Annotated in this window: 9 protein-coding genes; 5 read left to right on the top strand and 4 right to left on the bottom strand. The window is 68.4% G+C overall.

What is annotated here, in order from left to right; genetic code table 11:
- Window positions 1-17: 17 nt before the first annotated feature.
- Window positions 18-911, bottom strand: a complete 894-nt coding sequence (locus Pph01_RS26295; protein ID WP_204075845.1) for a carbohydrate ABC transporter permease — start codon at window positions 909-911, stop codon at window positions 18-20.
- Window positions 908-1,813 (bottom strand): ABC transporter permease, encoded by a 906-nt coding sequence (locus tag Pph01_RS26290; protein WP_239117027.1) that lies wholly within the window; start codon window positions 1,811-1,813, stop codon window positions 908-910. The genes Pph01_RS26295 and Pph01_RS26290 overlap by 4 nt, the downstream gene beginning before the upstream one ends.
- A gap of 217 nt (window positions 1,814-2,030) precedes the next feature.
- Here Pph01_RS26290 and Pph01_RS26285 point away from each other — a divergent pair, with 217 nt between their 5' ends.
- The 5 genes from Pph01_RS26285 to Pph01_RS26265 all read left to right on the top strand — a co-directional run bounded on the left by Pph01_RS26285 (window position 2,031) and on the right by Pph01_RS26265 (window position 8,913).
- The gene (locus tag Pph01_RS26285) at window positions 2,031-3,698 is read left to right on the top strand and encodes a beta-N-acetylhexosaminidase (protein ID WP_239117026.1); all 1,668 of its coding nucleotides are present in this window, start codon (window positions 2,031-2,033) and stop codon (window positions 3,696-3,698) included.
- A gap of 44 nt (window positions 3,699-3,742) precedes the next feature.
- On the top strand, window positions 3,743-5,122 hold the full coding sequence (locus tag Pph01_RS26280; protein ID WP_204075842.1) for a GH1 family beta-glucosidase: 1,380 nt from the start codon (window positions 3,743-3,745) through the stop codon (window positions 5,120-5,122).
- Window positions 5,119-6,840: a glycoside hydrolase family 9 protein gene (locus Pph01_RS26275; protein WP_204075841.1), complete on the top strand. Its 1,722-nt coding sequence runs from the start codon at window positions 5,119-5,121 to the stop codon at window positions 6,838-6,840. Before Pph01_RS26280 ends, Pph01_RS26275 begins: the two co-directional genes overlap by 4 nt.
- Window positions 6,841-6,849: 9 nt before the next feature.
- Window positions 6,850-7,461, top strand: coding sequence for a GNAT family N-acetyltransferase (locus tag Pph01_RS26270; RefSeq protein WP_204075840.1), 612 nt, complete (start codon window positions 6,850-6,852; stop codon window positions 7,459-7,461).
- Window positions 7,462-7,551: 90 nt separating this feature from the next.
- Window positions 7,552-8,913: an acyltransferase family protein gene (locus tag Pph01_RS26265; RefSeq protein WP_204075839.1), complete on the top strand. Its 1,362-nt coding sequence runs from the start codon at window positions 7,552-7,554 to the stop codon at window positions 8,911-8,913.
- Window positions 8,914-8,972: 59 nt separating this feature from the next.
- On the opposite strand, the gene Pph01_RS26260 is transcribed toward Pph01_RS26265, so the two are convergent.
- Together Pph01_RS26260 and Pph01_RS26255 are read right to left on the bottom strand one after the other, a co-directional pair.
- On the bottom strand, window positions 8,973-10,784 hold the full coding sequence (locus Pph01_RS26260) for a CocE/NonD family hydrolase (protein WP_204075838.1): 1,812 nt from the start codon (window positions 10,782-10,784) through the stop codon (window positions 8,973-8,975).
- Between the two features lie 249 nt (window positions 10,785-11,033).
- The coding region (locus Pph01_RS26255) for an OmpL47-type beta-barrel domain-containing protein (protein ID WP_204075837.1) at window positions 11,034-11,425 on the bottom strand (392 nt) is incomplete at its 5' end.

The following is an 11,425-nucleotide window of genomic DNA, read 5'->3' as shown; positions in this document are numbered from 1 at the left end:
TCCTTTACGGTTTTCGACTAACCCTTGACGGCCCCGGTGAGCATCCCCTTCGACATGTGCTTCGTCAGGAAGGGATAGACGCACAGGATCGGCAGCGTGGCGATCGCCACGAGAGCCATCTGCACGGACTGCGCGGGTGGCGCGACATATCCGGGAATGGCGTGCGCAGTCGAGGTGACGTTGTTCTGCAGAACGAATGTGCGCATGACGAGCTGAAGCGGCCACTTTTGCGTGTCGTTCAGATACAGCAGCGGGCTGAAATAGTTGTTCCAGTAGCCGACGGCCAGGAAAAGGCCGACGACCGCGATGACGGCTTTCGACAGGGGCAGCACGATCGACCGGAGGATTCGCCATTCCCCCGCGCCGTCTATGCGGGCGGCGTCGAAGAGTTCCTTCGGTATGCCCTGGATGAAGCCGCGGACGATGACGATGTTGAACGCGCTCACCGCGCCCGGGATGATCAGCGACCAGTAGCTGTCGAGCATGCCGAGCTGCTTCACCATGAGATAGACGGGGATCATCCCCGGCCCGAACAGCAGGGTGAGCAGCACGAACGACAGCAGGCCACGCTGGAAGAGCGATCCCCTCCGGCTGAGGCCGTAGGCCGCCAGCACCGTGCAGAACAGGCTGAACGCCGTGCCCACGACGGTCACGCCGACGCTGATGACGATCGACCTGGCGACCTGCGTGCCGTTGAAGATCTGGTGGTAGGCCTCGAACGAGATCTGCGTGGGCCACAGGACGTAGCCGCCGTTCGCGTCGATCTGCTTCTTGGTCGCCAGGCTCGTGGAGACGACGACGAGGAACGGGAAGATCACGACGGCGCTGATCAGCACGAGGGCGAGCGCCTTGAGCGCGACCGCCACGGGCTTCGGCTTGCCGAGCCAGACGGGCCGGCCGGGATTGCTCATCGCTTGTACACACCTTCCTCACCGAACCGGTGGGCGATCTTGTTCGCCGCCAGGACGAGAAAGAGGCTGACGACGCCCTTGATGAGGCCGGCGGCGGTCGCGGTCCCCCAACTCCCGTCGACGACGCCGTTGTAGTAGACGAAGGTGTCGAGCACCTCCGCCGAACCCGGGCCGACCGCGTCGCGCTGCAGCAGGATCTGCTCGAACCCGACGGTCAGGGAGTCACCCAGGCGGAGGATGAGCAGCAGCACGATGATGGGCCGCATCCCCGGCAGCGTGATGTGCCAGAACCTGCGCCAGGCGCCGGCGCCGTCCATCGTCGCGGACTCGTAGAGACCGGGGTCGATGGCCGCGATGGCGGCGAGGAAGATGATCGTGCCCCAACCGGCGTCCTTCCAGATCGCCTGGGTGGTGAGCAGCAGCTTGAACGTGTCCGGGTTGGACATCACCTCGAACGGCGTGAGGCCGTGGGTGATCAGGAACCGGTTGACGACCCCCGCGCCACCGAGAACCTGCTGGAACAGCGCGATGATGATGACCCAGGACAGGAAATGCGGCAGGTAGATGACCGACTGGACGAAGTTCTTCGCCATCGGCACCGCCACGGTGTTCAGGAGCACCGCGAGCAGGATGGGGACCGGGAAGAACAACAGCAACTGCAGGAAGGTGATCTGCAGCGTGTTCCACACGGCGCTCCAGAACGCCTGGTCGGAGAAGAGCGCGGTGAAGTTGTCCCAGCCCACCCAGTCGGACCCGGTGAACCCGAGGAACGGCACGTAGTCCATCCACGCGACCACGCTTCCCAGCAGCGGGATGTACGTGAACAGCAGGAGCACGATGGCGGCCGGAGCCACCATGACGAGCAGCGGCGCGTCTCGCCATAACCGCGCAAGAAATGGCATCTTTTGCGGAGTTATCTGACTTTCCGAGCCCTCTGCGGTAACCCGGGGCAATGCCTGCTTCAGCGCCATGCACACCTCTCACCGAGTGCGTGAAACCGCCGGTGTGCCTGTGCCGACGTGGGCAGATACCAGCGAAGTACCGGGAAGATACCACTTGCACCAAAGTAAGACAACAAGTACCTTCGCGGTCACATGATGGTGCGCCGGTGCATGAGAAATGCAGGCCGGATCGACCCCGACGGGATATGCCTTGGACCCCTATTCCACCCTTCTCCCCCAGCCTGAACTGGCCTTTTCTCAACCGGGAACGTGCCTGCTGAATGCACGTACGGCCGTCGAGGTGGCCGGGTCCCCGGAAATCGACGGGCTGTTCCGGCGGTTTGTCGCCGGACTGCCCCTCCCGACCGGCGATCCAGGCAACGATCCAGCTAATACCACTCAGACCACGCTGAGCTTCGTGACCGAGACGGACGACGCACCCGGCGCCTACCGCATCTTGGTCACCGAGTCGGGCGTCGGCATCCGCGCCGGCGGGTTCGAGGGGGCGGTCAGCGCCTTGACGACGCTGCGGCAGCTCATGCCGGCCCACGCCTGGCGGCGCGAGTGGAACGCCGGCGGCGGCTGGGCCGTACCGTGCGGCACGGTGGCGGACCGGCCGGAGTACGGCTGGCGCGGCGCGATGCTCGACGTCGCCCGCCACTTCTTCCCCAAGCGCACGATCCTGCGCTACGTCGACCTACTCGCCGCCCACCGCTTCAACCGCCTGCATCTGCATCTCGCGGACGACCAGGGATGGCGCGTGGAGAGCCGGCGCCACCCGCGGCTGCACGAGGTCGGCAGCTGGCGGCCCTCGACCAGGCTCGGCCCCGACGGTGTCCCCGACGGCACCCCGCACGGCGGCTACTACACGCTGGACGACCTGGCGGAGATCTCGGCCTACGCGCGGGCCCGGGGGATCACGATCGTCCCCGAGATCGACGTGCCGGGGCACACCTCGGCCCTGCGCGCCGCCTATCCCGAGCTCGGACGGCCCGGCCAGGAACAGGCCGTGCTCGACACCGTCTGGGCCGGCGGGTCCTCCCTCAGCCCCACCCGCCCGGTCGTCGCCTTCCTCGAGGACGTCCTGGCGGAGATCCTCGACGCGGTCGACACCCCGTACGTGCACCTCGGCGGCGACGAGTGCGACATGGGCTGGTGGGCGGACGATCCGGCCATCGCGGCCGAGATGGCCGAGCACGGGTACACCGACGTGAAGCAGATGCACGGCCACTTCCTCCGGTCCCTGGGCCGGTTCCTGTCCTCCCGCGGCGTACGCATGGTGGTGTGGGACGAGGGGTTCGTCACGGGTGGCGTGCTCCCCGACACCATCGTCATGGCGTGGCGCGGGCACGAGGTCGCCGGCCGTGCCGCGGCCTCACACGACGTGGTGCGGGCGCCCCTGTTCCCGACGTACTTCAACTTCGACCAGTCGGACCTGCCCGAGGAGCCGCGCTCGGAGGGCGGCCCCATCACGCTCGACGACATCGCGGCCTTCCCCCCGGCCCCCGCGGAGTGGCCGGACGGCATGCGACAGCGGGTCCTCGGCGCCCAGTTCCAGATCTGGAGCGAGTGGGTGGCCACCGAGAGCCGCCTCGACTACCTGGCCTTCCCTCGTGCCTGCGCGCTCGCCGAGGTGTTGTGGCGGGGGCGGGTCGCGGACCCGGTGGACTTCGAACGGCGCCTGACCGTCCATCTCGAGCGGCTCGACGCGCTGGGCGTCGGCTACCGCCCGCCGGCCGGGCCGCACCCGTGGCAGACCGGCGGGACGGGCGTCTGGCGGCGCTCCGGGCCGGGGCGGATCGAGGAGACCAAGAAGTGGGTGGAGTCCATCTCCCGCGAGCCGTAGTCTCCGAAAGATCCTCATTTTATATTGATTGGAACTTTTGACCGATGACGCAACACGCGAACTTCCTGTGGGGCGCGGCGACCTCGTCGTACCAGATCGAGGGCGCGGTCGACGAGGACGGCCGTACCCCCTCCATCTGGGACACCTTCTGCGCGACGCCCGGCACCGTGACGGACGGCGACACCGGCGCCGTCGCGTGCGACCACTACCACCGGATGCCCGAGGACGTCGCGATCATGGCCGAGCTCGGTCTGGACGTGTACCGCTTCTCCCTCGCCTGGCCGCGCGTGCAGCCGGACGGCACCGGTGCGGGCAACCCCGCGGGGATCGCCTTCTACGACCGCCTCGTCGACGAATTGCTGGCCAAGGACATCCGGCCGTGGGTGACGCTCTACCACTGGGACCTTCCCCAGGCTCTGGAGGACGCGGGGGGCTGGCCGAACCGGGACATCGCGTACCGGTTCGCCGACTACGCGGCCATCGCCTATGACGCGCTCGGCGACCGGGTGAGCCAGTGGACGACGCTGAACGAGCCGTGGTGCTCGGCCGTCCTCGGCTACATGACCGGACGGCACGCCCCCGGCCGCCAGGACGCCCGCGCGGCGACGGCCGCCGTCCACCACCTGCTGCTGGGCCACGGCCTGGCGTCGCGGGCGATCCGGGACCTGGCCGCCGCGAGCGGCCGCTCCGAGGCGCTGGAGGTGGGCATCACTCTCAACCTCGCCCCCAAGATCCCGGCGAGCGACTCCCCCGCCGACGTGGCCGCGGCCCGCTGGGAGGACGGGTTCGCCAACCGGCTGTACCTCGACCCTCTGCTGCGGGGTGAGTATCCGGCCGATGTCGCAGACAGGCTCGGCGAGCTGGGCTGCCCGCTCCCCGTCCAGGACGGCGACCTCGAGACGATCGCGCAGCCGATGGACGTGGTCGGCGTCAACTACTACTCCTCCCAGCTGATCGCGGCGGCGCCCACGGGGCAGAACGGCTGGCCGGCCTCGGCCACCCTCCGCCGCGACGTGCCGCGCACCGCGATGGACTGGGAGGTCACGCCCGGCGCGCTGACCGACCTCCTGACACGGCTGGACCGGGAGTATCCGGGCCCCGCCTGGTACATCACGGAGAACGGCGCCGCGTACGCGGACACACCGGACGAAACCGGCTACGTGGACGACGCCGAGCGCGCCGACTATCTGCGGGCGCACATCGACGCCACCCTCGAGGCCCGCGATCTCGGCGTGAACGTCCGTGGCTACTTCGCCTGGTCCCTGCTCGACAACTTCGAGTGGTCCTTCGGCTACGACCGCAGGTTCGGCATCGTCCGGGTCGACTACGACACGCTCGAGCGCACGCCGAAGCGCTCGGCCCGCTACTTCGCCGAGCGCGTCGAGGCCGAGAAGAAGGCCGCCGCGGAGACGGGGCGACTGTGATCACCGTCCTCACCAGCCATCTCGGCTACAACACCGCCGGCACGAAGAAGGCGGTCGCGCTGCTCCGCGGTCCCGCGACGATCGAGGGGGCCGCCCTCGTCGACGAGGAGGACGGCACGCGGACCGAGCTCACCGTCGGCCCGGAGGAACGCGTCGACGGCTGGTCACTCGGCACGTTCCGGCGCATCGACCTCAGCCACGTCCGCGCCGAGGGCCGGTACCGGGTCGAGGTCGTCACCCCGGACGGCGTCCACGCGAGCGAGCCGTTCACGATCGGCACGCGGCGCATCCACCACATGACTTTGTCGGACACGCTCTACTACTTCAAGGCCGTACGGTCGAGCGGCGAGATCGACCGCAAGGACCGGCACGCGCGGTTCTACCAGGACGACTCGGGCCGGACGGTGGACGCACGCGGCGGCTGGCTGGACGCGTCCGGCGACCACAGCAAGTTCCTCAGTCACCTCAACTACAGCCGGATGATGAACCCCCAGCAGACGCCGCTGTGCGCGTGGGCGTTCATGGCGGCCCGCGACAGGCTCGCGGCGAACCATCCGGAGCTGTGCCAGAGCCTGGGCGCGCGGATGCGCGACGAGGGTCTCCACGGCGCGGACTTCCTGGTGCGTTTCCAGTCCGAGGAGGGCTACTTCTACACGGCGATCTTCGATGCGCTCACCAAGGACCTCGATGAGCGCGTGATCAACGCCCCTCTGCAGGACAGCATCAGGACCACCCGCTGGCAGGCCGCCTACCGCCAGGGTGGGGGTATGGCCGTCGCCGCCCTGGCCCGGGCGGCGACGCTCGACGATCACGGCGACTTCACGTCAGAGGAGTACTTCGCGGCCGCTCATCGCGGGTTCGCCCACCTGGAGAAGCACAACCTCGACTACCTCTACGACGGGGAGGAGTCGGTCATCGACGACTACTGCGCGCTCATGGCCGCCACCGAACTGGCCGTCGCCGCCGGCGTCGTGCCCGGAGGCCCCGACCCGGCGGATTTCGAAAAGGCCGCGGATCGGCGCGCGGAGTCGCTGATGAACCGCTACACCACCACGGACATGGGTTTCGGCTACCTGCTCGGCGACGTCGAGGGCCGGCCGTTCTTCCACGCGGCGGAGTCCGGGCTGCCCGCTGTGGCGCTGATGCGGTTCGCGGAGGTGCGGCACGGCTCGGCGCTCGCGGGGAGGGCCCGCGCGGTGGCGCTCACGCTCCTGCGGGACGCGGCCCATCTGGCCGACGAGGTGCCCAACCCCTTCGGCTACGCCAGGCAGTTCACGCAGGCGACCGGCCGGCCGCCGAGGACCACCTTCTTCTATCCGCACGACAACGAGACCGGCTACTGGTGGCAGGGAGAGAACGCCGCCATCTCCTCGACCGCCTACGCGGCGCTGCTCGCGGCCGAGCTTCCCGAGTGCGACCCCGCCCTGCGTGAGCGGCTGCTCAGGCTCGCCGACGACCAGGTGCACTGGGTCATGGGGCTCAACCCGTTCGACGCCTCGATGATCCAGGGCAGAGGGCGGGGAAACGTGGAGTACTCGACGGCGTTCCAGAACGTGCCCGGAGGCATCCTCAACGGCGTGACCAGCGGATTCGACGACGAGCACGACATCGCGTTCATGCCGGACGAGCATCGCACCAGTGGGAACTCCTGGCGGTGGGCGGAGCAGTGGATCCCCCACAGCGCCTGGTTCCTGCTCGCCGTCTCGGCACTCGGGTAGGGGACGGCGATGGCGATCATCCGTCCCTTCCGGCCGTTCGACCTCCCCGGCATGTACCGGGTGTGCCTGCGGACCGGCGACTCCGGCAGGGACGCCACCGGGCTCTATCACGATCCGGACCTGCTCGCTCACGTCTACGCCGCCCCGTACCCGGTCGCGGACCCGGGCCTGACGTTCGTCGCCGCCGACGCCGACGGCGTCCTCGGCTACATCGTGGCGACCGCCGACACCTACCGGTTCGAGACCTGGCTGGAGGAGAACTGGTGGCCGGCGCTGCGCGGGCGGTACCCCCGGGAGCGGGCCGCCGATCCAGGCGACGGAACCGAGGACTGGCAGCGCGTCGCGCACATTCACGACGCGCGGCCACGGCAGGACGAGTTGTACGACCGGTACCCGGCGCACCTGCACATCGACATCCTGCCGCGTGGCCAGGGCGCGGGCCTCGGGCGGCGGCTCATGGCCACGCTCGTCGAGGCGCTTCGGGCCCGCCGGGTGCCCGGCCTCCACCTGGGCGTGGGAAGCGGGAACCCGGGGGCCTTCGCCTTCTACCAGGCCGTGGGATTCAGCGAGGAGCGTCGTGGCGACTGGGGCTCGATCATGGTGATGGATCTGCGCGGCTGATCGAGCTCAAGGTGGCCACCCAGGGGCCATTTCGTGACTTATGGGGGAATTGGTCCTTATCATCACGATTGCGCCAATAGTGTTGCTGGGGTGGTTAAGGAAGCAGAGATCCGGGGCAGCGTGCGCCGGATGCACATCGCAACCCGCCCCACCCTCTCCCCCCAGGCATCCCACGGTGCCCGGCAATCCTGGCTTGACGCCTTACGCGGGTTCGCCGCGCTGATCGTCGTCTTCGAGCACTCACTGGACGCCCTGCTGCCCGAGATCCGGCGATCGGTCAGCCCGTGGTTCGACTTCGGACAGTACGGCGTGCTGGTGTTCTTCCTGGTCAGTGGATACGTGATACCGGCCTCGCTAGAACGCCGAGGCGATGTGCGGGGCTTCTGGATCACGCGCTTCTTTCGCGTCTACCCCCTCTGGGGGCTGGCGGCGATCGTCGGCACCGTGTTCGGCGCCGTCGGGGTCTATTCCGTCCTGCCCGCTCAGGCTGCCCGGCATCCGGTGACGTTCACGCTGGCGCACGTGACGATGCTGCAAGACCTGCTCCAGGTGCCCGGCGTCGTCAACGTCTTCTGGACCCTCTCGTACGAGATGGCGTTCTACCTGCTCGTGACCGCGATGTTCGTGTTCGGCGTCCACCGGGCCGGCACCCGCACCTCGCTGGCGTTCGCGGTGTGCGCGCTCATACTCGGCGCCCTCGTACCGGCGGGCTGGCTGTCCCACACCATGGGACAAGGCGTGATCGGGGTCACGATCGTCGCGCTCATCGGCGGGATCGTCGCCACCCTCAGTGCGAACCATGACATACGGCGGCATGGCGCCATCCTCGTCGCCGCCCTCGCCCTCATCCTCCTCACCCTCAACAGCAGAGTGGGCACGTGGCAGAGCTTGATCATCTTGGCCACCATGTTCGGCGGGACCGCCATCCACCACATGCAGCGGTCACCCGCGAAATGGGACGGACGGCGCTGGACGATCGGGCTGGTGCCCGTCCTCTCCGTTACCGCGGCGGTGATGTTCGGGCCGGGATGGGGCATGTCGGAGGCCGGACAGCATGCGTTCAAGTGGAGCTGGTCCACCGCCGTCGTCGCGGCGTGGCTGACGTTCGCCGCCGCTCTCGCCCTGCGCCGTCGTACGATTTGGCGCTTTCTCGTGTGGCTCGGCCTGGTGAGTTACTCCATCTATTTGCTGCACCCCCTGATCCTCCAGGTCGTCAGGAGGCTGACCACGGATCCTTCCGGGATCCCGCTGCCGGTGCGACTGGCGTGGGAGGCGGCGCTCTTCACGACGGTGATCGGCTGTGCCGCGCTGAGCTACCGCTTCATCGAGAAACCCGCTCAGCTTCTCGGACGCCGCCTCAACCGCGCCGCCGACGAGCGGGAGCGGCACGGGCCACCTCCAGAAGGTGCCGCCCACAGGGATCGTTCCCTGATCGGCTCAAGCAGGTCCTAGAGATGCCGGTCGGCCGGCTGCCCGGGACCCGCCGCGGCGGGTCCCGGGCAGCCGCTTGGTCAGTGCTTCGAGACCTTCAACGGGAAGGTGCCGGGACCGATGTTGCTGAGCGTGGTGGTGTTCGCCGCGAGGTACCGGTCCAAGTACGGCGAGCGGTCACCCTGGGTCGGCACGTCGAACCTCAGGGCCTGCACGTCCAGAACCAGCCGCGCGTCCGAGACCTTGATCGTGTGGTTCGAGGGCACGTCCCGCCAGCCGCGGGAGTCGATGGTCCCGATCTGGACCCCCAGCCGGTGGCCCTGCTCGATGGTCCAGTCGGCCGACTTCAGGTCGAACGAGATGGATCCCCCCTTCAGGAGGGCGACGTTCTCGTCGAACATCGTTGCCGTGCCGTCCGGAGCGACGTCCCACAGGCGGACCATGACGTTACCGCTCGCGCTCGCGTTGAGCCTGATCTTCGGCGTACCGGTGATCCGGACCGTCTGGGACGCGGGCGTGGACCAGGTCCAGAAGCTGGTGTCGGTGGTCTCGGCCTGCCTGGCCTGGTTCTTCTCGGTGTCGGTCAGCGGCTCGATCTGAGGCGCCCGCTCCATGTCCCAGCGGCCGTCGTCCGCCAGGGTGCTCACCGCCGAGCCACCGCCGTTGTCGACATACTGGCCGGAGGCGAGCCGCGAGTCGTACGACGTCGTGGTCACGGGCCACGTCGACTGGGCGCGCCAGCGGCCGAGGCTGTCCTCGATGGCGTACGCCGGGTCGGTCACCGACGGTTTGACGCCGCGGAGGTACTGGTCGTAGAACCGCATGACCTCGTCGAACCAGCCGGCACGGCCCTGCAACAGTCGGCCGTTCGCGTCGGTTTCGTTGCCCCGCACGTGCTCCCACTGGCCGAGCCAGCCGCGTTCCCGGCCCCGGTGGTTGGCCAGGTACACGTCCATGTCCTCAGGCTTGGTGTTGTTCTCGATGAACCCCTGGGTCACGAACAACGGCGTGCTGGTGCCCTTCGCGTCGGCGGCCAGGTTGCGGGCTCTCCAGTACGCGGAGTCCAGGTCGGGGTTGTTGTTGTTGGTGAGGTTGTCGCTCAGGCACTCCGGGTGGCTTTCCTCGTACTCCGCGTTCGCCTTGTAGCGGTCGCTGTCATCGCCCAACGGAGGCATCACCGCGATCGAGTTGTACGCGTCCGGCGTGCCCGTGACGTTGGGGCGCGCAACCTCGTTGCTGAACAGGTAGTTGTACATGTTCCAGACCGGCTCTTGCGCGACGACCGCCTTCAGGCTTTTCATCTTGAGGTTGTTGCCCACCAGCCCGGTGACGGCGTCGTACGACTTGCCGTACATGCCGACCTTGCCGGTCGACCAGGGCTGGTCGGCCGCCCAGTCGATGGCAGCCCGGACGTCGGCCTGCTCGCCCGGACCGACCCAGTCCAGGCACCCGGTGCTCCCGCCGAAGCCGCGCAGGTCGACCATGACGAAGGTGTAGCCGCGCGCCATCAGGTCGGCGCCGTCGATGAAGTCCTGGAAGCGCGCCGATGGTCCGACCCGGTCCCATCCCTCGGGGCCCGTCTGCCCCGCGTGTGCGAAGTAGGGGCCCACCGAGAGGATCACCGGCGTCTTCGCTTTGGCCGGCAGATGTGCCGGACGTAATACGTCGGCGTGCAGTTCGACGCCGCTGCCGTCCGAGGACGGGAAGTACGCCTCCGTCCACGCAGCGCCCTCGGGAACCCGTGGGTTCTCCTCGTGGGTGACCGGGACCCCGGCTGCCGCGGTCGCCGGTCCGGCTTGGGCAGCTGCGGGCAATCCGCCCGCGGCGAGGGTGGCGATGGTGACCAGTGCACCGGCCGCCGCGGCGGTCGATGTCTTTCGGCGAATGTTCATAGACACTCCCGTGATCATTGGATGCCACGGGAGATTAGCTATTTTCACCGGCTTTGTCTCTACTTGACTTTGACTGTCTGAAGGGGAGGAGACTGATCGAGCCGCATGAGAGGGATCGGCTCCGGTGCGGCTGAATCGCAGGCGACGCCGGTCAAACCGAGCCGCACCCGTCAGGAGACGTTCCGAACCGTCGCCAAACGGGCGACCTCTGCCCACTGGTGGATTGAGGTCGCCCGCCGGCTCAATGAATCACTTGCAGTTACCCTTGCCCGGCTTCGAACAGTCCGAGCCCGACCCGGCCTCGACGACCGTGAACTTCGCCGTGCTCACGTTCGAGGTGTTCCCGGCCTTGTCGGTGGCCCGGTAGTTCACGCTGTGCGCGCCCGGCTGGTTGACCACGAGCGGCTTCGTGTACGCCGCGAACGGCTGCCCGTCGAGCGAGTACTCCACCGTGGCCACCCCGGACCCGGTGTCACTCGCCGAGACCGTCAGCGTGGCCGAGCCCACGTAGTTCCAGGCCCAATCCTGGTTTCCGGTGACCTGCGCCGTCACCTGCGGCGCAGTGGTGTCCTGCCCCTGCGGGGCCACCACCGTGAACGCCACCGACCCCACGGCGGAGGTGTTCCCGGCCTTGTCCGTCG

Origin of the sequence: Planotetraspora phitsanulokensis (assembly GCF_016863295.1) — a bacterium.
In the GTDB taxonomy this organism is placed as follows: Bacteria; Actinomycetota; Actinomycetes; order Streptosporangiales; family Streptosporangiaceae; genus Planotetraspora; species Planotetraspora phitsanulokensis.
The sequence above is the reverse complement of the archived record's forward strand: the minus strand, read 5'-3'. Positions and strand labels throughout refer to the sequence as shown.

Coding starts and splice junctions, on each gene's coding strand:
- Pph01_RS26295 (WP_204075845.1), bottom strand. CDS start 911: ATGAGCAATCCCGGCCGGCCCGTCTGGCTCGGCAAGCCGAAGCCCGTG.
- Pph01_RS26290 (WP_239117027.1), bottom strand. CDS start 1,813: ATGCCATTTCTTGCGCGGTTATGGCGAGACGCGCCGCTGCTCGTCATG.
- Pph01_RS26285 (WP_239117026.1), top strand. CDS start 2,031: ATGCAGGCCGGATCGACCCCGACGGGATATGCCTTGGACCCCTATTCC.
- Pph01_RS26280 (WP_204075842.1), top strand. CDS start 3,743: ATGACGCAACACGCGAACTTCCTGTGGGGCGCGGCGACCTCGTCGTAC.
- Pph01_RS26270 (WP_204075840.1), top strand. CDS start 6,850: ATGGCGATCATCCGTCCCTTCCGGCCGTTCGACCTCCCCGGCATGTAC.
- Pph01_RS26260 (WP_204075838.1), bottom strand. CDS start 10,784: ATGAACATTCGCCGAAAGACATCGACCGCCGCGGCGGCCGGTGCACTG.